The sequence below is a fragment of the Alkalihalobacterium sp. APHAB7 genome, from assembly GCF_048323755.1.
In the GTDB taxonomy this organism is placed as follows: domain Bacteria; phylum Bacillota; class Bacilli; order Bacillales; family Bacillaceae_F; genus Alkalihalobacterium.
The window spans coordinates 91,087-115,052 of sequence record NZ_JBLWFS010000007.1; the positions used below are offsets into that span (position 1 = coordinate 91,087).

Genomic DNA, 23,966 nt, shown 5'->3' on the forward strand with positions numbered 1-23,966 from the left:
AGGAGTGGGGTGTAACCTTGACGCAAATTTTGACGAACGAAGCACTTCATAAAAAATCTCCACAAGAAATTACAGCTTTACTTTATGAAGCATGCTATAACAATTTAGAGCTAGCCATTGAAGAAATAGACAATAAAGAGTTCACTAATGCTAATGAACATTTACAAAAAGCCAGTGATATCATTCACCGCCTTGGCGCTGGAATTAATTACGAAGCCGGAATTGTAGCTGATCAACTAGAAAGTATTTATAGCTATATGGCGGATCTATTAGTTCAAGCTAACTATACAAAAAATGTAGAGTTAGTAAAAGAGGTTCTAAATCTTTTAAGTGAGATTATGACTGCTTGGAATCAAGCGATGAAGAAAAATACAGATATACAGCCGAAAGTGATCAAACAAAAAGCGAATGCTTATGAGCAAACATCAATCTACGAATAATAAAAGAGGAGTCCAACCTACATGAAAATTAATAATAATATTCAAGCTCTAAATGCTTACCGTAACCTGTACCAAAATCAATTTAATACATCAAAAAACTTGGAAAAGCTTTCTTCAGGTCTTCGCATTAATCGAGCAGCTGACGATGCTGCGGGGTTAGCGATTTCTGAAAAAATGCGCTCTCAGATCCGTGGTCTTAAACAAGCTGAGCGTAACGCATTAGACGGTATCTCTTTAATGCAGACTTCTGAAGGAGCAATGCAAGAAGTACACACAATGCTACAACGTATGCGCGAATTAGCGGTACAAGCGGCAAATGATACGAACACAGAGTATGATCGTGAGCAAATCCAAAAAGAGATCGATCAGTTGAAATTAGAGATTGATAGTATATCTGATAAGACAGAGTTCAATACTCGTAAACTATTAGATGGCTCGAGTGCGGTGTTAACATCAATTAATACAACTGATGATAACGGTGCAAATTTAGCTCAGATACCTAAAGTATTAGATGCTCGGCTAGAATCTGGTACTTATCATGTTGAAGTTTCTGATCCAATACCAGTATTAACTGTAAAACAAGAGAACGCAGGAATTACAAATTTAAATGTTAACACTGTTGGTAGTGAGTCAGTTAAATTAGATGACGATACTAGTAGTTTTTATCCACAGCCATTCGGTGAGTATACGATAAACATTCGTAATTTTAACTCTACTGATCAAAATGCTCAAATTCAAGTGATTGGTCCTGATGGCTTACCATTAGAAACTCTTTCTGTCGATGTCGGTGATAGTGGAGGAGAAGTTAAAATTGGTGGAATAATCATTGATACCCAAAATATCATTGGTGCAGGTACAGTTAAAATCTCAATTGAGCAACGAGCTCAATTAACTATTCATACAGGGGAGACGGTTGAGACTGGCAAAGTATTAACCGCAGCACAAACATATACGAGTGTTAATGGTGTAATGAGACATGGTGGTATAGAATTTAACATAAATAACGAAATTGCTGAGGGTACTACCAAATTTTCCATCACTAACAATTCCCTAGCATTTCAAATCGGGCCAAACACAAATCAGCAAGTAATGATTGATATTCCGCGTATGGATGTAGTTACTCTAGGTATTGAGACGATTGACGTTTCTACACATAAAGGAGCAAGTAGTGCAATCCACGCTTTAGACCAAGCAATTAACAAGATTTCCGAAGCTCGTGCTAAACTTGGTGCTACGCAAAACCGCATGGAGCACACGATAAACAACTTACAAGTCACGCATGAAAACTTAACAGCTGCGGAATCGCGTATCCGTGATGCTGATATGGCACTTGAAATGACTGAATTCACGAAGAACAATATTCTGAATCAATCGGCAACTGCGATGCTTGCGCAAGCGAACCAGTTACCTCAAGGTGTTCTTCAATTACTTCAATAATGGTTACTTCTGGAGACTTGGCCAAATTTGGTCAAGTCTTCATTTAACTTGGTCTTATACCTATTTCAACAGTGTGATAAAATGAGAGAAGAATTTTAAGTAGAGGCGGTTAAAGTATGGATGTTCAACGTATTGGCAGAGCGAATTTAAATCGAGTCGAGCAAAAAGCACAAGGACCGACGGCTTCGGTTTCATTTGCAGAAGTGATGGGGAAGCAGCGGGATGAACAAGCGTATGAACGAATCAATCAATTGATGCAAAAAATTGATGACCAAGGAAAAGTATTAGCCGAAACCCGAACGGTTGATGAACTACGAAAATATAAAGCACTTATTAAAGAGTTTATGGAAGATGCCGTTTCGCTAGGGCTTCGTCTCGAAGAAAAGCGTGGTTTTAACCGCCGCGGCCGTACAAAAGTCTATAAGATTGTCCAAGAGGTCGATCGCAAGTTATTAGACTTAACGAATGCGGTGTTAGATAAACAAAAAAGAGGTCTTGATATTCTCGATATGGTCGGTGAAATTAAAGGTTTAATTGTTAATATTTATGCCTAAGAGTGATAAACGGTCTTACTTATAGCAACATCCCAAGCTTGAAAGAAGCATGGGATGTTTTTTTACAACAGTGGAAAAAGCACTAATAATAATAAGTTAAATATAGTATGAGATAAAATCGGGATGGTAATGTTTTTCGTTCGGTAGTAAAGATACGCCCAAACAGGTCCTGCGACTAGTGCCGCTAACAATAATAGAAGGGTTCCGGCGTAAATATGTGCAGCACCGTATAAAACCGTTGAGATGAAGATAGCAGGGACAGGTTTTATCCAAAAACGTAACTTTTGAAAAACAAAGCCGCGCCAGAACAGTTCTTCACCAGGAATGACGATTACAAACAGCATAAGAAAGTGCCACCATTCGATCGGTTGTACCAGTGAATAGAGTGCATTCAGTTGTTTCAGAAGCGGTAAATTGAGCCATTCAATTAGGAACTTACCAAAGGCAAATAAAGCATAGAGTCCAACTCCACTTCCTATTGCTAACAAAAGTTGTCCAAAAATAATCTTACGACTGTTTATAGATCCAAAGCCGATTGAAAAACCAATTAAAATAAATAAAGCAAACGAGAAAATGATCCAAAATGAAACAGGTTGCCAATAGAAACTTGCCCATAAGAGCAGGTGGGCAAGTAGGAGCCCGGCTGTTAATTGTGTAAGATGATTATTCATAGCGATTACTCTATAAACTCTTCTGGAGTGAATGGATTGATTTCTTTAAAAATAAACGTCTTCGTTGCATTTAACCGATGCTCAAAGTTTTCAAAGGCTGACATAGGGTGGAGGCCAGCCATGTTTAATGAATAAAAGCGATCTCGCTCCACTACTAAACTGTATATGTAAGTATCGTCTTTATGTCCTGTTGCTTCATTTAACCGTTGTGTATATCCAGAGATAACGACTCTTTCACATGTGGGCACAAAGGCAAAGGCGAATGAACATAAATAAAGGGCTGTGCCACCAACCATCACTGCATAATGTTCTCGCGTCTCGCGCTGGGATTTTTCTTGAATCTTAAGCCTACCAGACTTCATAATTGTCGCTTTCTCCAAAGGCACTTCTTCAAGTTCTGGTAGGTCGACATCGAAATAGATCGTGCTTTCACTCAGCATTTTAAAATCGACATTTGTTTCTAATGGAAAGTCTAATTCTTCTAAGTGTAGAGCAAGCCAATCTTCTGTTGCTTGTACGTCTTGTTTTAAAACAGACGCAAGGAGGTTTTCCCGTTTCTGTTTTTCCTCGATTACTAACTGTTTTTGCTCGTTATATTCTTCTAACTGTTCTTGAAACATCTGGTCAGCTTTTTCTTGCATACGACTTTCAAATTCTCTTCTTTTAGAAGGGAAAAGAAGGACTAAGCGGTCAAGGAAGTTCAGCTGTTTTTTTCTTCCTTCCTTTAGTTGGTCAATTATTTCACTTTCATTGGGTTCCTTTTCTTCAAAAGAAAGATTTCGTTCCATAAGATTTTGCAATTCTTGAATGGAAAAAGCCTTAAAGACTTGATGATGTAGCTGTAAAAGTCTCTCGGTTTGAGCATTAATTTCTTGTTCTTTTTCCAGGTACATTTGTTCAATTTGTGTGGAAAATTCTTTCTTAAGCTTTCTTTCTGCTGTTACCGGTAATGGTTCTCCTTTGTCTGTTACAAATTGAACGGTATTGTCCTGTGTATTAAAGGATAATGGTACGTTTTCATAGGTTCGATTTTTATCAGTAACATTAAATAAGCGCTGACCGCTGCGTCGATCAATACGTGTACGGTAGGAGAGGCCGCTTCCGGGTATTCCTACATTTCCGTATAGCCCGCGCTTGCCAACAGTAAGACTTGCCCCTCTTGGACCAATTGAGGAACTTATCCCTCGTTTGCTAATATTTAGTCGCACTCCTGGTGCAACTCGAACTCGTTTTTGAAAGCGAAAGCTCATTGTAATCCTCCAGTCGTAATGGTTTACATTAATTGTACTATAAATTTAAAATAAGGATAAAGTATCCAATGGGGGTGGTAGGTGTGGGGAGAGGAACATTTAATTACGAAACAACTATTGATGCACCACTTAGTGAGGTTTGGGACTTTTTTAAGAGTGCTGAAAATTTGACTGTTATCACATCGTTTCCTAAAATTAAGCTTCACTCTGATCCGAGCACGATTGAGGGGAACCATATTGAAATGGAACTAAATTTCGGTGTAGTTAAAAAGAAATGGACGGCCAAAATTCTTGAAGTGAAAGAGGAAGAGTATTTTATTGATAAAGGAATAAAGCTACCTTTTCCTTTTATGGAGTGGGAACATAGGCATCAGTTTGAGTTTGATGGAAATCGAACAAAGATGACGGACATTGTGAACTATCAAGCATCAATCCCAGATTTATTAGTTACACTTGTCCTAAGGCAAATGTTTGCTGGAAGGAAAAAAGTATTAGTAGAGAAATTTACTAGCTAATTAAAAAATGCCACGGGAAAGAAATCCCCGTGGCATTTTAATTCTTGTGCTTGCTTCGCTGCCCGTATTCAATAAAGTGTGAGCGGAAAGCCTCTCTTTCACACGGGTTTTGACCACGATCTAAGAACTAGATTTATATTAAAAATGCTTTAAAACCAAACACGATCATATTGCTTTGGTGTAGGTATTTTAACATTTAACTCTTTTGCGGCTTGTAGAACCCAATATGGATTACGTAATAACTCTCTCCCGACAAAAATGAGATCCGCACGATGATTTTGTAGGATTTCTTCTCCTTGAATGCCAGATGTTATTAGACCGACAGCCCCTGTTTTAATGTTGGCTTCTGTTCGAATCTGTTCGGCGTAAGTAACTTGGTAACCTGGGTAGGCTTGAATAGGTGCGACTACAACCCCGCCACTACTCACATCAACGAGATCAACACCTTGCTCTTTCATTCGTTTTGAAAAATAAATGAAATCATTTATGTCATTTCCCCCGGCAACATATTCATTTGCTGATAATCTTACAAATAATGGCCCATCCCATACCGTGTTTATAGCATTAATGATTTTTTCCAGAAAGCGATATCGATTTTCAATAGCTCCACCAAAATCATCAGTGCGCTTGTTCGATAAAGGTGATAGAAATTGGTTAATAAGATAACCGTGAGCCCCGTGAATTTCAATTACATCAAATCCTGCTTCTTTGGCTCTTATGGCACCTTGCTTAAAATTCTCTATTGTATCATTAATCATTTTTTCGTCCATCTCGGTTGGTATTTTCAATTTTTCATTAAAAGAAATTGCACTTGGAGCAATTGCATCTCCTTCAGCCATTGCCTTACGTCCAGCATGAGCTAGTTGAATAGCTGCTTTTGAATTATAGCGATGAATTTCTTTTACGAGATTACGCAAGCCATCAACTTGTTCATCCGTCCAAATCCCAAGGTCTTGATTGGATATACGTCCTTCAGGGGTAACTGAGGTCGCTTCAATCATAACTAAGCCGACTCCGCCAATGGATCTGCTCCCATAATGAGTGATGTGAAATGGCTTTACCTTTCCATCTGAATTGGCAGTATACATGCACATAGGAGACATGACAATTCTATTATGTAGTGTAACGTTTTTTATTGTAACTGGAGAAAATAATGCGGTTTCCAAAGAAATAACCCCTTTCTAATAACATAACAATCATTATTCTAACACTCTTTTGAAATAAAAATAAACTGATCAGCGTAGAGCAGATCAGTTTATATTCATTACTTTTGCAAATAACGATTAATCAAAGCCAATATGGACCTTCGAGTTAAAATGCCAATAAAGGAACGATCGTCATCTAGAATACAAATAAATGGATGATTAATAGACATTGCCAATGCCCTTGAGAAAGTAGAACTTTTATTAATCCAAGGAATTTTTTCTTCCATCACATCTTCTACACGTTGCTCGTTCAGCCGCTCTAATTCAAATCGTTCAAGTCCTATTATAGAGTCTAAAATGAGAGCCTTACTAATTTGACCGTGCAGTTTATAGCTTGAGTCTAGAACTGGAATAGCAGAATAACCTGATTTAATAAGAACAAGAAGGGCATGCTCTAGAGGGTTTCCTAATTGAACGTGAGCAACTTTGTCAGCAGATATCATTAACTCTTTGATTTCATTATCCATGATATTACTATCTTTTAACTTTTGTAGCATGATCAGCATCACTTCTTCTCTATAAAAATTGTAAATACGAAGTAATTGTGCACTATTTAATACTATGAGGAACAGAATATTTTGTCAAGATCATAGAAAACGCTTCCACAATCATTATATGTCACCTAAGGGTTGACTGATGATAATTAAGTGTAAGTTTGAAAATAAGTAAAGCTGGTGAAACTAGATGAAAAGTTAAAAAGTGAGTTGAAAGTAGATGCATACGAAACAAACGGTTAAGTACATTTGTAAACAATACTCCTCAGGGAATTGTTATTACTATAAACAAGAAATTATTACTCACGACTCGTGGGAAAATATAAGGTCATTAACTTGGTCTGCACCTAGACCTATTACTAAAGAAACATTTTTTAAAAGAAAAAAAGAAGGTTTTCGCACGGAGTTTATTGTGATGGAAAAGAAACCAGCTGAAGTGATCAACTTTTCAGAGCTAGTCAAAAGACGCTAAGTTTTCACTGTACACATTTTAATTGATATGGTATCGTAAAGCCGATATGATAATGTGAAAGAAGGTTTACTTTAAATGAAGAAACTCGGCTTATCTCTAGTAGTATTATTTCCACTACTCATTTTAGTTGGTTGTAATTTAACGATGATTCAAAATGAGCAAGAATACTCAATAGATGCAACAGAAGTACAAAGGTTTGTCATGGATTTAGATGAAGGGGAAATTGAAATTTACGGTGAAGACCGTACGGATATAAAAGTGATTGCTACTTTTGCTTCCAGAGGTGAAGAAGCGGATCTTACAGAACAATTTCAAGTTGATAATATGAGTGTTTCATTGGAACAAGTGGAAGATGAAGCACAATTAATAACGAACATTTATCGTGGAAATCAATCTCCAATTGAGGCGCGCATTCATATTAAAGCTTACGTTCCTCGTGATCTTGAGGTGATAATGGATCATGATGGTGGAAACTTAGGAATAAGAGAATTGTCTAATTCTTTAGTTATAAATCAAGGGGCTGGAAAGATCGAGATTGAGAATACAAATGGGAATATAACGATTACGGATGGTACCGGTGCCATTAATCTTATGAATAACGACGGGGATATTTCAATAAATAACAATTCTGGTGCCGTTGCGATTGTGAACCATACAGGTGATCTTAAGTTAATAAGTGGATCAGGTGAAATAAATGTTGAAGAAATAACAGGAAACCTTCAAGTACGAAGTGGGTCTGGATCCATTTATATCGATCAAGTTAATGGTGACGTAAGTATTTTAGAAAATCGTAGTGGTAAAGTGGAAATTACAAATGTATCAGGCACGATTACTCAATAATCGTTTGCTTTATAAATATGTCAGTACCTTTCATGTTGAGGGTGCTGACTTTTTTTGTAGGCCTATTTTCAAAAAAGTTGGTTGACACACTGTTAGATGATGGATATAATTCAATTAAACATATAAATCTTATAAAAATACACGGGATTAAAACGAGGGAGGCAGAGCCGGTGGGGACAAGAAACGACCAGGACCTAGAGCGAGTTTTTGAGAAAATAAAACTGCTCCTCAACGATTTAAAATACGGCTCAATTACGATTGTCGTACAAGATGAAAAAGTCATTCAAATTGAAAAAAATGAAAAAGTTCGTTTAAAATAAGGTCTAACGTTCGCTGACTAGAAAAACTAGAGGCGGCATTCAGTAACGGTTTTCCGTGCTGAGTGCCGTCTCTTTTTAATTGATTGTGTACGTATACTTTGTTGCTTACGGTCCAATAGCAAGAGCAACAATTTTTAAGAAAAGAGCCTTTTAGTTAATCAAACAGTAAATAATTAAGAGTTAAATAAAGAAATAAACAAGAGGGGAGAAGTGATGGATGGTTACTTTTCAAACCGTGTCTGAACAACAACTAGAGCATCTAAACGAAATTGTATTAAAGGAAAAAGATACAGTAGATGTTTTAAAATGGGCTTATGAAACCTATGGGGATGAGTTAGTGTACTCCTGTAGTTTCGGGGCTGAAGGAGTCGTGTTAGTTGATTTAATTAGTAAGGTGAAACCGAATGCGACGATCCTGTTTCTTGATACCAATTTTCATTTTAAAGAAACGTATGAGTTAGTTGAAAAAGTGAAAAACAAATATCCGCAACTGAATATTCAAATCATACAACCGGCAATAACAGTTGAGCAGCAAGCAAATGAACATGGGGATAAATTGTGGGAAAAAGATCCAGATCGTTGCTGTCAATTACGGAAGCTAGAACCGCTAGAAAAAGAGATTTCCAAGTACACCGCTTGGATTTCAGGCTTGCGAAGAGAACAATCACCGACGAGACGTAATACACAATACGTAAATATTGACCGTCGATTTCATTCAATAAAAATTTGTCCGCTGATCCATTGGAAAGAAGAAGAGGTTTGGATGTATATCAAACTCAACAATCTTTCATACAATGAGCTCCATGATAACAACTATCCTAGTATTGGTTGTTTTCATTGTACCTCACAAGTAGCTGAAGGAATGGATCCGCGAAGTGGACGATGGGCAAATTCAGCAAAGACGGAATGTGGTCTACACCTTCCTGGTAACAGTGATAAGTAAGTCAAAGAAATAAAGTGATAGCAACCAATTTAATGAAAAAAGGAGAGAGTAATGGATGACAACAATTGAGGCACATGGTGGTAAACTTATAAATTTAATTAATGAGTCATATGATATATCCAAAATTAAACAAGAAATAGAGTTGGACGATTTTGCTTTATCTGATTTGGAGTTAATTGCTAACGGGGCGTTTAGTCCGTTAACAGGTTTTATGGACCAAGCAGACTATCAATCTGTTGTAGATCAAATGAGATTAGCAGATGGAACGGTTTGGAGTATCCCCATTACTTTACCGGTTTCAAAAGAAAAAAGTGAACAACTTGTTATTGGTGAACAAGTAAAGCTTACTAAAGATGGGTCAGTTTATGGTGTCATCGAAGTAGCTGAGTTATTTGAACCTAATAAAGACGATGAAGCTGTAAATGTTTATAGAACAAGTGATAAAGCCCATCCAGGTGTCGCTAAATTATTTTCTCGACCAAACGTATATGTTGCGGGACCAATTACACTTGTCAAACGAATTGAGCGTGAAAGGTTTAAAGAGTTTTATTTGGATCCTACTGAAACGAGAAAAACATTTGAGGAAAAGGGCTGGGCAACGGTCGTTGGATTTCAAACAAGAAACCCGGTTCACCGAGCGCATGAATATATTCAAAAGTCGGCATTAGAAATCGTCGACGGCTTATTCTTAAATCCTCTTGTAGGGGAAACAAAGTCTGATGACATTCCGGCTGACGTTCGAATGGAAAGCTATCAAGTCTTATTAAAAAATTACTATCCAGAAAACCGTGTGTTTTTAGGGGTATTTCCTGCTGCGATGCGTTACGCAGGACCAAGAGAAGCTGTCTTCCATGCCATCGTCCGTAGAAATTATGGTTGCACCCACTTTATTGTAGGCCGTGATCATGCTGGAGTAGGCGATTACTACGGAACGTACGATGCGCAATTAATTTTCAAAAACTTTCAACTGGAAGAACTTGGGATTACACCATTATTCTTTGAGCATAGCTTCTATTGCAAAGCTTGCGGCAATATGGCGAGTGCGAAAACATGCCCACACGGAAAAGAACATCATGTTATTTTGTCAGGAACAAAGGTGCGTGAAATGCTAAGTAATGGTCAAACCCCTCCACCTGAATTTAGTCGTAAAGAGGTTGTAGAAGTATTAATACGGGGCATGAGCAAGGTTCATGCATAAGGAGTAGAGAACGCTATGGGAATAGTTCATCATCGCGCTGATGTGGTGATTGAAAGATGCTTTTAATTTCAATTGCCTATATTATTGCTTTATTTTTTGCTATGAATATTGGTGCTAGTGGAACCGCTGCAGCGATGGGGCCGGCATATGGTAGTGGTGCAATTCCTAAAAAGAGAGTCGCGATGATACTAGTAGCGGTTAGTGCATTTATTGGCGCTTTAGCCGGTGGTGAAGTTGTAAAAACGATTGGTGGGGGAATTATTCCCTCTTCTATCATTGACGTTCAATTAGTTATTATAATTTTAGGATCAGCGTGCTTAACGTTATTTATTGCTAATCTAATGGGAATTCCTCTTTCAACTAGTGAGGTTGTCGTTGGAGCAATTGTCGGAGCAGGTATAGCTTTTCAATCATTATACTTTGATAAGTTAATAGTTATCGTATCTTTTTGGGTGATTGTACCAATTGTCGCTTTTGTGTTAGCTTTTATAGCTGGAAAAGTAATAACGAAATTAGAGAAAAAATACCCTAGTCTTACTGGGAAGGGGAAATGGAAAAAAGTTCTCGTCTTTTTATTAATTTTTTCGGGTTGCTTCGAAGCGTATGCTGCCGGGATGAACAATGTAGCAAATGCTGTAGGGCCACTTGTTGGTGCGGGTCTTATTGACATTAATACAGCAGTTATTATTGGTGGTTTATTTGTGGGGTTAGGTGCGATTTTACTAGGTGGTCGTGTTCTTGAAACGAACGGAAAGCGTATTACAAAGTTATCACTAATGCAAGGAACAGCAGTTTCAACTACAGGTGGGACCTTAGTAATTATTGCGTCTATATTTGGTTTACCTGTTCCGTTAACTCAGGTCACCACTTCAGCTATTGTTGGGATTGGTACAGCAGAAAACGGCTTCCAATTATGGCAAAAAGGGATTATTAAAAAAATTGTAAAGGTATGGGTTGTATCTCCTGTTTTCTCATTAGTAATGAGTTACGGTTTAATTCTCATCTTTTTACAAGCCGATTTTTATACAGTGGTAGTTATTGTCAGTGTTTTCGTTGCTACAGTTGGATCGATTAGCTTAGCGAGAGCCGTAAAAAAAGAAAAACGAGCTTTCCATGATCACGGTGGCGGGATTTAGTAAAGTTAGTTTTCTTGAACTTAGTATACAAACAAAACATAGTATTCCAATGTGAATAAATGTTAATTAAGGGGTGGAGAAATGAGTAAAAATATCGTCTGGCACCAATCAACAATTGGCAAAGAAGAGAGACAAGGGAAGAACAAACATAAAAGTGTCATATTATGGTTTACTGGTTTGTCTGGATCAGGAAAATCAACTTTAGCTAATGCAGTAGATCATTTGCTTTTTGAACGTAACATCAATAGTTATGTTTTAGACGGTGATAACATTCGTCATGGCTTGAATAAAGGTCTAGGCTTCAGTGATGAGGGTCGAAAAGAAAATATACGTCGTATCGGTGAGGTATCAAAATTGTTTGTAGACGCGGGAGTGATTACAAGCACCGCTTTTATTTCTCCGTTTCGAGAAGACCGAGATAATGTAAGAGGTTTAGTTGAATCTGGAGAATTTATTGAAGTTTACGTGAAATGTTCTCTTGAAAAATGTGAGGAAAGAGATCCAAAAGGGTTATACAAGAAAGCAAGGGCTGGTGAAATCCCTGATTTTACCGGAATTAGCTCGCCATATGAAGAGCCAATTTCACCAGAATTAACAATAGAAACAGATATATTATCAATTGAAGCAGCAGCTAACCGTGTCGTACAATACTTAGAAGAAAACGGGATAATACAATAAGTAAAATAATTTAGAAGCACTGCAGTTTATATCTTACTGTAGTGCTCCTTTTTGATCTACTCGATTAACTGTTTTAAAGCATCTCCAACATTGATTTCACCGGATCCGTAAAAAGGATCATGACCTCGTTCTCCTAAGTCAATGGCAGTCGCTGTTATTAAATCATAAACATCTTCATTCGATAGTTCAGGGTTGATCGAACGGATTAACCCGGCTAAACCAGCAACATGTGGGGCAGCCATGGAAGTTCCAGACATAATAACATAATTATTATTTGGGAATAAGCTTGGTATGTGCTCGCCTGGTGCAGCAACATCAATGTGGTTCCCGTAGTTAGAGAAAAAAGCGCGTTCTCTTTTGTCGTCTGTTGCTGCTACTGTCAGTACTTCTGCATAATCAGCAGGATACATCGGTTCATTCGTGTTATCATTGCCACTTGCTGCAATTAAGACAACATCATTTTGATGTGCGTATTTAATGGCATCGTGTAGGATGTAAGAGTTATGGTAATCACCCAAACTCATATTAATTACTTGGGCACCGTTATCGACCGCCCAGCGTATTCCACGTGCAACTTCAAAGGAAGATCCTTCACCGTTCTCATTAAGAACTTTAACAGGAAGAATATTGTTTTGCCATGCAACCCCTGCGATACCTGTGACGTTATTTGTTAGTGCTGCTGCGATACCTGCAACATGTGTACCGTGACCGTGTTGATCATTTGAATTAGACGTGCCATCAAAAGCGTTAAATCCTTCAAGCACTTTTTCTTTTAGGTCCTGATGGTTAGGGTCAACTCCTGTATCGAGTACAGCAATCGTTGTTTCCTCGGAACCATCAGTTACTTTCCAACCTTCTTCAGCTTGTATTTGGCTCAAGTTCCATTGATAAGGTTGGAAAAATTCATCGTTTGGTACGACGGTACGTGTAGCTTGTTTAGTAAATACAAAGTTGGGTTCAACAAATTCAATATCAGGATGATCCGTTAAATCGTCCAGTAATTCATTCGTTGATTTTGTAGTAGATTCTACAACATAATAAGGATCACTATTTTTAACTAAAGATAAGTCTTCCTGTTCCTCAATCCAAGCTTCACTATTTTGGTTATTAACAAGCTTAATTACAGCTTGTCCTTCCACATAATGTTGTTCCTCATCATCTTCAAGGTCAGAGTGTACGACAATTTGCCACCCGAGTTCTGGTACGGTTTGAGCCGATACACCTCTAGGTAAATCTTTCGTTGTTTTCCATTGAACTTCAGGGTCATCACCTGAAACGAAGAAGTTTCCATTTGAATCAGCAACAGACGCTAAATCTTTAATATAATTTTTTACAAAAGTTAAATTGATTTCACCTGCAACGGTTTTGTCATTAGCCATTTCTTTACTAATCATAAAGAAGTGTTCATTTTCTTCTTGATAAGGGTCAGAAAAAGTTAATTCCTTATGTTGATGATGAAGTTGTTTCAATTTTTCTTCATGTATTTCACCGAATGTTTCCGTTATTTTTCCATTTTTAACGATTGCGAAGGAATGAAAATGAGGATGCTCTTGTACTTCCTGTTGGAATTTTTGTTTTAATACGTTATCACTTAAATCTTGTTCTGCCCAGCGATCAAGTTGAAGAGACAATTGGGAAAGAAACATCGATGTTGTCATTGAAAGATCTTCTGCTAACACTTGATCCATCCCCTTTTGTTCCATTCTTTCTTCCTTTTGATTCGGCGGTGGGGTACGTTGCATTCCCAGTTGGTCACCGTTAGTGAGGATGAGAGCTATAAATCCTAGAAATATAAATCCACCGACAAATAGTGCGACTTGATACATCTTTTTCATTTCTTTTCACCACCTGAATTAAAAAAGTAAGCCATTAATACTTCATCATCGTACGTTCCTTTTAAACATACTTGTTCTTTTTGTACACCTTCCACAACAAAGCCAGCTTTTTCATATAGTTCAACTGCTATTTGGTTGGAAGAAAATACAGTAAGACATAATTTATGCAATTGCTTAAATTTGCACCAGTTTAGGGTGTAAGCCATTAGTTTTTTCCCGATCCCTTTTCCTTGTGCATCCGGAGTTAACCATGTACGAAACAGTCCGGTATGTTTTTTCATTTCAAGAGAACCACGTATGACTCGAGCTAATCCACTTATTTTTCCATTAATATCAACAACAACATACATGTTGCCGTCCTCCCGCATCTCATGAATGAATTGTTTTTCTTCTTCATCTGTTCGAACGGCTTCTTTTTGTAGAAAAGTACCTTCGGCAACGATTTCTGAAACAGCATGAACAATACCTGTACTATCTTTAGTTGTAGCAGGACGAAGCGTTACTGTAGTACCATCTTTGGCTGTAAATGTCTCACTCGTTTGTTGTTTCTCTTTAAGTAACAAGATAATCCTCCTTCCCCGTAGTTATTCTGACTGCCAGAACTTTTCAGGGTTTTCTTCTATTTTTGTTTGCAATAAGTGGGAAGCTGGTACGATTTCTATCCCTTTTTCTTTAAAATGAGGGAGAGCCGATTTTACGCCCTTTACAGTTTCTGTTCCTTTTACTCCGACATGACCTATACCTATAGCTTTTCCGTGTTTGGTTGCAACTTTAGCTAATTTCATCATTTGTTGATGTACATGACTGCTTGACGAATGTGTATCATCAAGGAAAGTATCCCTGATCGACCAAGGGATATTCATCTCTTCTGCTAATTTAGGTATAACCGATTTTCCACTCGTTCCACTATCGATGACGTATAAGTCATATTCTTTAACGACCTCTAGAATAACTCGCATAATTTCTTCGTCTTCTACAATTTTGGACCCCATATGATTGTTCACACCAGCAACGTGAGGGGTGCTTTCGATAGCTGCCGTTACTCTTTTTCTTATTTCTTCGTGACTTAAATCACTTGTAATCGGATTAGGTCCAAGCCACGATTTTTTTCCTTTTTTAGGTTCAAGAGGCAGGTGGAGCATTACTTCTAAGCCTAGTTCATGTGCTTTTAATGCTTGTTCTTTACTGTTTTTTAAAAAGGGCATTACGGCAACGGTAATTGGGATTTTCGAACCGAAAAATTCATTTACACCCTTCACGTCTCCCCCAAAGTCATCGATAATAATGGCAGCCTGGAAATTTTGGTGTGGTGTAGAATGTTCATTAGCGAAGAGTGTTGTTTGAAATGTTGTTAGAAAAATAAGTAATGTAAAGAAGGTTAAGTATTTTTTCATTTATGTAGCCAGCTCCTTTTGTAAACTTTTGTGGATCCAAATTGCTGCTTGCGCTCCATCACCCATGGCCACACTCAGTAATTGAGAGTGGTTGACTAGATCACCAACCGCCCAAACGTTTGGTACATTTGTTTCTTTAGTACGGTGATTTACATTGACATGCATATTTTCAAGTCTTTCAATTCCAATTTCCTTTGCAATATTAGAATTGACTTTTGTTCCTTTCATCGCAAGAAAGGCATGATTAGCTTCAATTTTGTATCCATTGGATAATGTGACGCCAGATAGGTATCCTTCCTCTATATAATGAAGCTCACTCACTTCTTCTTGATATAAAGGAATATGTTTTTCTTTTAAATTAGCCTTTAGTTCTTTATCGATTTCATCAAGGTCGTGGTTAACGAAGATGATGTCCTTTGTCCAATACGTAAGTAGTAAAGAGAGGTGTGCTCCTTTATTTCCAGAACCGATGACAAGCGTTTTTTTATTCGATATTTCATACCCGTCACAATCAGGACAAATGTAAATCGATCTACCTAAACATGGATAAATTCCGTCTAACTCTGGTATTCGTTCAGTCATACCCGTTGCCAACAATAGCTTTTTTCCTTGGATAGAATTACTATTTTTTAAGTGAACAAGAAAAGTGCCATCATCATTTTTAGTGATAGAAGATGCTGTATCTTCTATTATTTCTACATCATAAGAGAGGGCTTGTTTTTTTCCTGCTTCTCGAAAAAAGTCACCATTTACTCCATCAGGCCAACCGAGAATATTATGATATTCTTTGCATAAGGTTGAACGGCCGCCACCGTTATCAACAATTGCGATCTTGTGTTTATAACGACCTAGTTGGATTGCTGCTTGGAGTCCTCCAATACCGCCACCGATGATAATGCAGTCGTACGACATGAGAGTCATTCCTTTCAACGCAAATTAATTAACGTTTTTAAATTACATATTATTAATAGTTTTCCTTAAACTGAATTTCTTATGAAAGCAAAAAAAATAAGCAAGTAAACATAAACGTTTAACTGCTTATTTTCTCATATTGAAAGCGGCATTTAATTGACCGCGTAACATTTTTTCACGAACATCTTTATTCTTAAGTTGTTTTTGTTCCATCTTTCGTATTTCAAAAGTTTGCATTCCATCTTCCATTTTATTGGCGATATCCACCAGTCGTTCGACATCGAGAAATGAATATTTTCGTGTACCACCTTTTGAACGTTCAGGGAAGATTAGTTTGCGCTCTTCATAATAACGAATTTTCCGTTCGGATAGTCCTGTTAATTCACTAACTATACCAATCGTAATTACTTTTTTATCTTTATATGACATGCGCCTACTCCTCTCCATTAGTAAAACTTTTCTGTCTATTTCTCAATTATTACTATACCATAAAGATATTTCGTAAAAGGGTTCAATGTTAGATAATCTAACAGGCATTCTAAAAACAAACCTTTAAGAAAAAAGGTTAAAAAATTGTAAAAAAATTTCCCTTCTTTTCACACCATTGTTTATAAAAAATATGTAAAATAGTACTAAAGATATAAAAGATTTATTAATGTGATAATCACAATGAAAGTAGGATACATAATGGTGACAAATGACCCTGAAACAATCATGAAAATCGCAAGAAACCAGTTATGGGAAAATTGTGACCTCCTAAGATCGATTGTACAATCTTCACCATTAGCAATAGCCGTTTTAGATATAGATGGAAAGGTTAAATTGTTAAATTACGGTGCTGAAACGATGTTTGGGTGGCAAGAAGGAGAGGTAATGGGTAAAAGTTACCCTATCTTTTTAAATGAAGGGAGTGATAATACCCTTTTAGAACAGATGAAAAAAGAAGAGTTCATAATAAAGCAAGATAGTGTGATGAAAAAACGTTCGGGACTTTATCTTGATGTTTCAATATCTTCTGTGCATTTATATGAGAAAGATCAATTTTTAGGAATTTTATTTATCTCTGAGGATCAGACGAAACAGAAAAAGGCTGAAGCAGAGTTGAAACAATCAATAAAAGAAATAAAGGATATTAAATTTGCCTTGGATCAATCAGCAATTGTAGCGATCACTGATCCATTTGGTAAAATTCAATATGTTAACGATAAATTTTGTGAACTTTCGAAGTACAATCGAAATGAATTGTTAGGACAAGATCATCGTATTGTAAATTCAGATTATCATCCTAGGTCGTTTTTTAAGGAAATGTGGAGTACCATTAGAAGTGGTCAAGTTTGGCAAGGTGAAGTAAAGAATAAGGCCAAAGACAATACCTTTTACTGGGTTCAAACGACGATTGTCCCGTTCTTAGATGAAAGCGGAAAACCTTATCAATATGTTTCGATTCGAACCGATATTAGTAAACGTAAATTAGTTGAAGAAAAGGTAAAAAAGCTAGCTTATTACGATGATTTAACGAAGTTACCCAATCGGACATATTTTAAAAATCAGTTAGAGCAAGTGTTACTCGAGCATACGAATGAACCAGTTGCGGTTGTTAGTGTGGATTTAGATCGATTTAAAATCATTAATGACACATTAGGTCATCGGTATGGTGATCTATTATTAAAAGCGGTAGCCGAACGTTTGAGAGGGAATCTTCGAAAAGATGACTTTATTGCTCGGCATGGCGGTGATGAATTTTTAATTTACTTACGAAATGTGACGTATGAAGAAATAAAGCATATTGTTAGGAATTTCATGAATTCATTACAGTTGCCCATTCGTTTGGACCAGACGGACCATTTTTCATCTATAAGTATGGGGATTAGTGTTTATCCACAAGACGGTAGTACCTTTGAGGAATTGTATCAAAAAGCTGATATTGCTTTAAATCGGGTAAAGAAACAGGGGAAGAACTCTTTTCAGTTTTTCGAGTCGACGATGGATCATTCACTATCTAGAGAATTACAAATTGAAAAAAATCTAAGAACTGCATTAGATGATGATGAGTTTACTGTACACTATCAACCTAAGCAAGATATCCTTACAAAACAGATCGTTGGAATGGAAGCGCTGCTCCGTTGGAATAACAAAGAGTTAGGAAATGTTTCTCCAGCTGAGTTTATTCCAATAGCTGAAGAAACAGGGATGATCAGTGATATCGGCGAGTGGGTGTTAAGAACATCCTGTCTACAAAATAAGTTGTGGCAATCCAATAAATTTCACAGAATAACAGTATCGGTAAATTTATCTGCTCGTCAATTTTTAGATCCTTATATTGTAGAAACGGTTACAGCTATTTTGGAACAGACTCAACTAGATCCAAATTTTTTAGAACTTGAGATTACCGAGAACGTAGCAGTACATGAAAAAGATTATGTTAATCAAAAACTTAATGCACTCCGCAACTTGGGGATTAAAATTTCAATAGATGACTTTGGTATAGGATATTCATCCCTTAGCTATTTAAAGGATTATCCAATTGATACATTAAAAATTGATAAATCTTTCGTTGATGAAATAATGAAAAACGGCGATTCTTCGATTGTTCGTGCCATTATAGCAATGGCTCACAGCCTTCATATGTCAGTCATTGCTGAAGGTGTAGAAGTCGAGGAGCAGTTACAATTTTTAAAAGATCATAAATGTGACCAAATTCAAGGATATTTTATCAGTAAACCGGTATGTGCAACAGATTTTGAACGCTTATTCCTAAAAGACTAAAATGAAGTGCCTGTATAACTTGAATGTTAGACTATACAAAACAAACCGTCTTTGTTCTTGTATAGCTCTATTCAAGATAGCTGGCACTTTTTATTTTTTAGCTATGTTAAATTATACTATTTTATAAGTTGCAAGTATGTTGGATTTTTAATATACTTTATAAAACATATAAAAAAACTCGGATTTAAATGAAGACCGTATACAAATTCATGTGAAGTGTATATGAATGAGCTTAAAGTACATAAATAAAATAATTAGATTTCTTACAATGAACGGTAAAGGGGAAGCTGAAATGAAAAAAGGTAAAGTTTATTTAGTAGGTGCAGGACCAGGGGATGCAGGGCTCCTTACAATTAGAGCGCAGAAAGTTATCGAAAAAGCAGATGTTATTGTTTATGATCGGTTAGTGAACCCTGCTCTTCTGTTACTGGCCAAGCCAAATGCTGAATTTATCTATGCAGGTAAGCTCCCAAAGCGTCACATTATGCGACAAGAAAAAATCAATGAAACTCTTGTAGAACATGGATTAGCTGAAAAGGTTGTTGTTCGCTTAAAAGGTGGAGACCCAAGTGTTTTTGGGCGTGTAGGAGAAGAAGCGGATAGCTTAGCTCAAGCAGGTATTCCTTTTGAAATTGTCCCAGGTATAACTTCAAGTATTGCGGCAGCAAGCTACGCCGGGATCCCAGTGACACATCGTGAATATGGTGGAACATTTGCCGTTGTAACCGGACATGATAAATCCACTTTAGGTCAACCGTTAATTGATTGGAGTTCACTTGCAAAAGGGATTGATACGATTGCTTTTTATATGGGAGTCAGTAATATCTTTCATATTGCGACTCAATTAATGAAGCATGGTCGTCCTGCCCAGACACCTGTAATATTAATTCAATGGGGTACTTATGGAAGACAAAAAACATTAGTAGGAACTTTGGAAACAATCGGCGATAAGGTCGAAAAAACGAAGTTTCAAAATCCAGCGATAACATTAGTCGGTGACATTGTTAACTTAAGAGAGAAGATCAAATGGTTCGAAATGAAACCTTTAATCGGGAAACAAATATTATTAGCACGGACAAGTACTGAAAAAAGCGTTCTAGAAGAGAAGTTAAGTGAATTAGGTGCAGATGTGTACAGTTATCCTTCGTTTGAAGAGACTACACTTCTATTATCGAGCCAAAATAATGATATAAGCAAAAAGATAAATGAATATCATACAATCACTTTTACATCACCAGATAGTATTCGTTATTTCTTTGAATGGTTACATGTACAAAAGCTCGATATACGATCAATTAAAGCGACGTTCCAAGTTCTTTCTGATAAGTCAATGCAACAGCTTCGAAAGTATGGCTGTGTGGCAGATAAGGTTCAAGAAATAGGAGAAGCAGCTCATTTTTTAGTTGTCGGCGAAAAAAAAGCGGTAGAAGCATTTACAAATACAGACACAATGATTACCCATGAAAACAATATTACGAACGCTTCGCAAATTGTGTTGCAACGATTGATTGATGATGAGTTATTATCAACAATTATCATTCCTAGTGCAAAATCAGTACTAGAATTAAAAAATGGGGCAGAACAAATTTCATCACAGTTTTTTACGGGCTTATTAAAATTAGAGGTAATCTGCTTTGGAGAAAAGTCTGCTCAAGCCGCATCAAGTGCTGGATTTCATGTTAACCATGTTTTAAATGAACCATCTCATTCTGCTTTGGTCGATCACTTGCTCAAGCAATCTCAGATTGAAAGTATGTAAGGAAGAGGGTGTAAAAGATGGATGGTGTATTATATATTGGACATGGCTCAAGAGTTAATGCAGGGAATAAACAATTTCTAGTGTTTATCAATAAGATTATGGAGATGCTGCCATTATCAATCAAAGAGGTTGCGTTTATCGAATTAACAAAACCTACAATACTAGAAGGAATTAAAAGTTGTATTGAACAAGGAGCGACAAGAATATTTGTTCAACCTGTTTTATTACTAGAAGCGGGGCATGCTAAAAAAGATATTCCTGACGAGATTGAAAAAGCAAAAGATCTTTACCCTGAAACTCAATTTATATATGGCTCTCCTATTGGAGTCGATGATCGTATGGTCGATATCGTATATGACCGTTTACAAGAAAAAGGCTTTCAAAAAGAGACGAACGATAAAGCAAAGGCTTCTGTTTTACTTGTTGGAAGAGGCAGTAGTGATATGGAAGCAAAGGCTGATTTTGAGGAAATTGCTGGACGATTAAAAGAGAAGCTGGGTTTAAAGCAAGTAACCCCTTGTTATTTGGCGGCGACTACTCCTCTATTTGAAGACGGCTTAAAAAAAATACTAGAGGAAGATAATGAGGTCATCTATGTTATGCCGTATTTACTATTTACAGGTGTACTAATGAAAAGAATGGGGCGAGCCATTAAAGATTTACAAACAACTGAATATAAACAAGTACATCTATGCAATTTTCTAGGGTATCACGAGCAGGTTAGAAATTTAATTTATGCGAAAACGATAGAGTTAATGAAAGGTAGTCCACATGAGTTTCATGCCAATTAGTTTAAATCTCAAGGATAAGGCAGTCGTCATTATTGGTGGTGGAAAAATCGCAGAGCGAAAAGCTATAAAAATAGTAAGTTACGAGGGTAAAGTTACAGTCGTGTCACCACAATTAAGTGAGAAGCTAGCAGAGCTAGTTCAAAACCAATCTGTACACTGGATCAAGTCTCCGTATAATAAAGTTTTTTTAGATCAAGCATTTCTAATCATAGCAGCTACAAACGATCCGGAAGTAAATTTAACAATATATCAGGATCGAAAGCCGAATCAATTAATTAACATCGTAGATCAACCTGAATTAAGTGATTTTCACATGGTGTCAACATTACATAGAGGGAAGCTAACGATATCAGTTTCAACTGAGGGAGCAAGTCCTATGTTGGCTAAGAAGATTGTAAACCAACTAGATGAAAAGTATGGACAAGAATATGAAGGGTATGTTGATTTTTTAAGAGTGTCGCGAAAAGTGATTATAGAAAGTATTAGGGATAAGAAGGCTTGTCACCAGTTTCTTAATGAGTTAATCGCCGATGAGGTCATCTATAGTACGGAGAGAGAAATATGGTTTAAGAAGCGAATGCAACAATACTTGAAGATACAAGGAGAGTAGTCATATTGGCTGCTCTTTTTTACTGGTAACAAACCTTCAACCTCGAAGTATTTAGTCTTTAGGTCTTAGAAGTTCTTTAACTATCTAATCTAATGGTAAATAATTCTTGTCAATCTTTCTGTTTAATGTTAACTTATACTAAAATGATAGTTGACAAAGGGTGGAAAAAAATGACGATAACAACATCAACAAAAAGCACTTGGGAACAGTATGCAGATAAAGCTTTGAATGGCGAATTATTAACAATCGAAGAAGGGGTAAATATTCTTCAAGCTGATGATGATGAGGTTTTACCAATTATGCAAGCTGCTTTTCGTGTTAGAAAGCACTATTACGGAAAAAAAGTTAAACTTAATATGATTTTTAATGCAAAGAGTGGGTTATGCCCAGAAGACTGTGGATATTGCTCACAATCGATCGTTTCTACGGCTCCTGTTGAAAAATATTCATTACTAGATAAAGAGACTCTTATTGCTGGTGCAAAAGAAGCGATGAATCGTAAAGCTGGTACATATTGTATTGTTGCGAGCGGGCGAGGTCCTACTGAAAAAGAAGTTGATCAAGTTATTGATGCGGTTAGTGAAATTACTGCCACAATGCCATTAAAGATCTGTGCATGTTTAGGAATTTTAAGTGATGAAAAAGCTAAAAAGTTAAAAGAAGCAGGGGTTCATCGTTATAACCATAACCTTAATACACATAAGGACAATCACACAAACATTACTTCTACTCACTCTTATGACGACCGTGTAAATACGGTTGAAGAAGTAAAGGCAGCAGGTATGTCTCCTTGTTCTGGCTGTATTATCGGGATGGGTGAAACCGATGAGCAAATTGTAGAAATTGCTTATTCGTTACGAGAAATTGATGCTGATTCCATTCCAGTTAACTTTTTACATGCGATTCCAGGAACTCCGTTAGAAAATTACAAACGTACGAAACCGATGAAATCCCTAAAAGTACTTGCGTTGATGCGTTTTATTAACCCTTCAAAAGAAATTCGTGTTTCTGGAGGAAGAGAAGTAAACCTTCGTACATTACAACCGTTAGCATTATTTGCTGCAAACTCTATATTCGTAGGTGACTATTTAACTACGAAAGGTCAAGCAGTAACTGAAGACCATAACATTATTGAAGATTTAGGTTTTGAGATAGAAGAGTGTGCTCTATAATTAATCGACAATTTTAGATATTTTTAAAAATGGCTCTTTTTACAAAGATTGTTGCTTCGTGCTTTTGGACCGTAAGCCAAGCAAATGCTTGGCTCTTCACGCTATGCGTGAAGCTTTTGAAAATAAAATAGCCGTTCAGACAAATGAATTTGTCTTGAAAAGGCTATTTTATCTTCAAAAAACGGTCCAAAAGCAACAAAGTTTACGCAAACAGCCTTAAAAATAGATTGACAAACCTTTATCTTTTCAATTAATCTTTTAATACAATCACATATGTTGGGAAAGGGTAAAGATTTTAACATATTAAAATCTTTAAAAGGGAAGTTCGGTGAAAGTCCGACGCGGTCCCGCCACTGTAATTTGGTTGTAGTCTATTAAGCCACTGTTCTATGAATGGGAAGGAATAGATTGCAATAACCATAAGCCAGGAGACCTGCCTTTTCTAACAACACTGTCTGACCTACGGGAGATAGGGAGGTGTTAGAGAGCGGATTTTCTGTATTTAGTATTCATGCGGATTATTTTATTTAGAAGTTATAAGCATCTCTAACCATTACTCTATGGTTAGGGGTGC

25 protein-coding genes and 1 riboswitch are annotated in these 23,966 nt (G+C 36.8%); of the genes, 16 read left to right on the forward strand and 9 right to left on the reverse strand.

The features are described 5' to 3' along the window. Nucleotides 1-17: 17 nt before the first annotated feature. The 3 genes from fliS (at nucleotide 18) to ACNSTQ_RS09435 (ending at nucleotide 2,431) form a co-directional block, all read left to right on the forward strand. Nucleotides 18-440, forward strand: coding sequence for a flagellar export chaperone FliS (gene fliS / locus ACNSTQ_RS09425; protein ID WP_418199589.1), 423 nt, complete (start codon nucleotides 18-20; stop codon nucleotides 438-440). Nucleotides 441-461: 21 nt separating this feature from the next. After that, nucleotides 462-1,877, forward strand: coding sequence for a flagellin (locus tag ACNSTQ_RS09430; protein ID WP_418199590.1), 1,416 nt, complete (start codon nucleotides 462-464; stop codon nucleotides 1,875-1,877). A gap of 116 nt (nucleotides 1,878-1,993) precedes the next feature. Then, nucleotides 1,994-2,431, forward strand: a complete 438-nt coding sequence (locus ACNSTQ_RS09435; protein WP_418199591.1) for a YaaR family protein — start codon at nucleotides 1,994-1,996, stop codon at nucleotides 2,429-2,431. Nucleotides 2,432-2,493: 62 nt separating this feature from the next. Here ACNSTQ_RS09435 and ACNSTQ_RS09440 read toward each other — a convergent pair whose 3' ends face one another. Beyond that, a complete protein-coding gene (locus ACNSTQ_RS09440; protein WP_418199592.1) occupies nucleotides 2,494-3,102 on the reverse strand; it encodes a lysostaphin resistance A-like protein in 609 nt (202 codons plus the stop codon). A 5-nt stretch (nucleotides 3,103-3,107) separates the two neighbouring features. Beyond that, nucleotides 3,108-4,352 (reverse strand): DUF4236 domain-containing protein, encoded by a 1,245-nt coding sequence (locus tag ACNSTQ_RS09445; protein ID WP_418199593.1) that lies wholly within the window; start codon nucleotides 4,350-4,352, stop codon nucleotides 3,108-3,110. Nucleotides 4,353-4,435: 83 nt separating this feature from the next. Between ACNSTQ_RS09445 and ACNSTQ_RS09450 the strand changes: the two genes are divergently transcribed. Further along, nucleotides 4,436-4,867: an SRPBCC family protein gene (locus tag ACNSTQ_RS09450; RefSeq protein WP_418199594.1), complete on the forward strand. Its 432-nt coding sequence runs from the start codon at nucleotides 4,436-4,438 to the stop codon at nucleotides 4,865-4,867. Between the two features lie 149 nt (nucleotides 4,868-5,016). Here ACNSTQ_RS09450 and namA read toward each other — a convergent pair whose 3' ends face one another. Both namA and cbpB read right to left on the reverse strand, forming a co-directional pair. After that, nucleotides 5,017-6,033: an NADPH dehydrogenase NamA gene (gene namA / locus ACNSTQ_RS09455; RefSeq protein WP_418199595.1), complete on the reverse strand. Its 1,017-nt coding sequence runs from the start codon at nucleotides 6,031-6,033 to the stop codon at nucleotides 5,017-5,019. A 98-nt stretch (nucleotides 6,034-6,131) separates the two neighbouring features. Next, nucleotides 6,132-6,569, reverse strand: coding sequence for a cyclic-di-AMP-binding protein CbpB (gene cbpB / locus ACNSTQ_RS09460; RefSeq protein WP_418199596.1), 438 nt, complete (start codon nucleotides 6,567-6,569; stop codon nucleotides 6,132-6,134). Between the two features lie 217 nt (nucleotides 6,570-6,786). Between cbpB and ACNSTQ_RS09465 the strand changes: the two genes are divergently transcribed. From ACNSTQ_RS09465 to cysC, 7 genes are all read left to right on the forward strand, one after another. After that, nucleotides 6,787-7,038 carry a hypothetical protein gene (locus tag ACNSTQ_RS09465; RefSeq protein WP_418199597.1) on the forward strand — a complete coding sequence of 84 codons (252 nt, stop codon included), beginning with the start codon at nucleotides 6,787-6,789 and terminating at the stop codon, nucleotides 7,036-7,038. A gap of 75 nt (nucleotides 7,039-7,113) precedes the next feature. Then, the gene (locus tag ACNSTQ_RS09470) at nucleotides 7,114-7,878 is read left to right on the forward strand and encodes a DUF4097 family beta strand repeat-containing protein (protein WP_418199598.1); all 765 of its coding nucleotides are present in this window, start codon (nucleotides 7,114-7,116) and stop codon (nucleotides 7,876-7,878) included. Between the two features lie 170 nt (nucleotides 7,879-8,048). Beyond that, complete coding sequence (locus ACNSTQ_RS09475; protein ID WP_418199599.1) at nucleotides 8,049-8,198, forward strand: YezD family protein; 150 nt, start codon at nucleotides 8,049-8,051, stop codon at nucleotides 8,196-8,198. Between the two features lie 217 nt (nucleotides 8,199-8,415). Then, nucleotides 8,416-9,141, forward strand: a complete 726-nt coding sequence (locus ACNSTQ_RS09480) for a phosphoadenylyl-sulfate reductase (protein WP_418199600.1) — start codon at nucleotides 8,416-8,418, stop codon at nucleotides 9,139-9,141. Nucleotides 9,142-9,196: 55 nt separating this feature from the next. Further along, nucleotides 9,197-10,339: a sulfate adenylyltransferase gene (gene sat / locus ACNSTQ_RS09485; RefSeq protein WP_418199601.1), complete on the forward strand. Its 1,143-nt coding sequence runs from the start codon at nucleotides 9,197-9,199 to the stop codon at nucleotides 10,337-10,339. 56 nt (nucleotides 10,340-10,395) lie between these two features. Continuing rightward, a complete protein-coding gene (locus tag ACNSTQ_RS09490; RefSeq protein WP_418199602.1) occupies nucleotides 10,396-11,475 on the forward strand; it encodes an inorganic phosphate transporter in 1,080 nt (359 codons plus the stop codon). An 81-nt stretch (nucleotides 11,476-11,556) separates the two neighbouring features. Further along, nucleotides 11,557-12,153: an adenylyl-sulfate kinase gene (gene cysC / locus ACNSTQ_RS09495; RefSeq protein WP_418199603.1), complete on the forward strand. Its 597-nt coding sequence runs from the start codon at nucleotides 11,557-11,559 to the stop codon at nucleotides 12,151-12,153. A gap of 56 nt (nucleotides 12,154-12,209) precedes the next feature. On the opposite strand, the gene ACNSTQ_RS09500 is transcribed toward cysC, so the two are convergent. The 5 genes from ACNSTQ_RS09500 to ACNSTQ_RS09520 all read right to left on the reverse strand — a co-directional run bounded on the left by ACNSTQ_RS09500 (nucleotide 12,210) and on the right by ACNSTQ_RS09520 (nucleotide 16,723). Then, complete coding sequence (locus ACNSTQ_RS09500; protein WP_418199604.1) at nucleotides 12,210-13,988, reverse strand: S8 family peptidase; 1,779 nt, start codon at nucleotides 13,986-13,988, stop codon at nucleotides 12,210-12,212. Continuing rightward, nucleotides 13,985-14,557 (reverse strand): N-acetyltransferase family protein, encoded by a 573-nt coding sequence (locus ACNSTQ_RS09505; protein ID WP_418199690.1) that lies wholly within the window; start codon nucleotides 14,555-14,557, stop codon nucleotides 13,985-13,987. The genes ACNSTQ_RS09500 and ACNSTQ_RS09505 overlap by 4 nt, the downstream gene beginning before the upstream one ends. Before the next feature lie 15 nt (nucleotides 14,558-14,572). Next, nucleotides 14,573-15,382, reverse strand: a complete 810-nt coding sequence (locus ACNSTQ_RS09510) for a divergent polysaccharide deacetylase family protein (protein ID WP_418199605.1) — start codon at nucleotides 15,380-15,382, stop codon at nucleotides 14,573-14,575. After that, nucleotides 15,383-16,294: an NAD(P)/FAD-dependent oxidoreductase gene (locus ACNSTQ_RS09515; RefSeq protein ID WP_418199606.1), complete on the reverse strand. Its 912-nt coding sequence runs from the start codon at nucleotides 16,292-16,294 to the stop codon at nucleotides 15,383-15,385. It lies immediately after the preceding gene. A 126-nt stretch (nucleotides 16,295-16,420) separates the two neighbouring features. Continuing rightward, nucleotides 16,421-16,723, reverse strand: coding sequence for a MerR family transcriptional regulator (locus ACNSTQ_RS09520; RefSeq protein WP_418199607.1), 303 nt, complete (start codon nucleotides 16,721-16,723; stop codon nucleotides 16,421-16,423). A 258-nt stretch (nucleotides 16,724-16,981) separates the two neighbouring features. Here ACNSTQ_RS09520 and ACNSTQ_RS09525 point away from each other — a divergent pair, with 258 nt between their 5' ends. From ACNSTQ_RS09525 to bioB, 5 genes are all read left to right on the forward strand, one after another. Continuing rightward, nucleotides 16,982-19,060 (forward strand): EAL domain-containing protein, encoded by a 2,079-nt coding sequence (locus ACNSTQ_RS09525; protein WP_418199608.1) that lies wholly within the window; start codon nucleotides 16,982-16,984, stop codon nucleotides 19,058-19,060. Nucleotides 19,061-19,352: 292 nt separating this feature from the next. Continuing rightward, the gene (gene cobA / locus ACNSTQ_RS09530; RefSeq protein ID WP_418199609.1) at nucleotides 19,353-20,819 is read left to right on the forward strand and encodes a uroporphyrinogen-III C-methyltransferase; all 1,467 of its coding nucleotides are present in this window, start codon (nucleotides 19,353-19,355) and stop codon (nucleotides 20,817-20,819) included. 17 nt (nucleotides 20,820-20,836) lie between these two features. Then, the gene (locus ACNSTQ_RS09535; protein WP_418199610.1) at nucleotides 20,837-21,610 is read left to right on the forward strand and encodes a sirohydrochlorin chelatase; all 774 of its coding nucleotides are present in this window, start codon (nucleotides 20,837-20,839) and stop codon (nucleotides 21,608-21,610) included. Next, nucleotides 21,591-22,220 carry a precorrin-2 dehydrogenase/sirohydrochlorin ferrochelatase family protein gene (locus ACNSTQ_RS09540; RefSeq protein WP_418199611.1) on the forward strand — a complete coding sequence of 210 codons (630 nt, stop codon included), beginning with the start codon at nucleotides 21,591-21,593 and terminating at the stop codon, nucleotides 22,218-22,220. The genes ACNSTQ_RS09535 and ACNSTQ_RS09540 overlap by 20 nt, the downstream gene beginning before the upstream one ends. 170 nt (nucleotides 22,221-22,390) lie before the next feature. Next, entirely contained in the window at nucleotides 22,391-23,392 is a 1,002-nt protein-coding gene (gene bioB, locus ACNSTQ_RS09545) for a biotin synthase BioB (protein ID WP_418199612.1), read from the forward strand. Between the two features lie 267 nt (nucleotides 23,393-23,659). Beyond that, nucleotides 23,660-23,848: riboswitch (cobalamin riboswitch) on the forward strand. Nucleotides 23,849-23,966 lie beyond the last annotated feature (118 nt).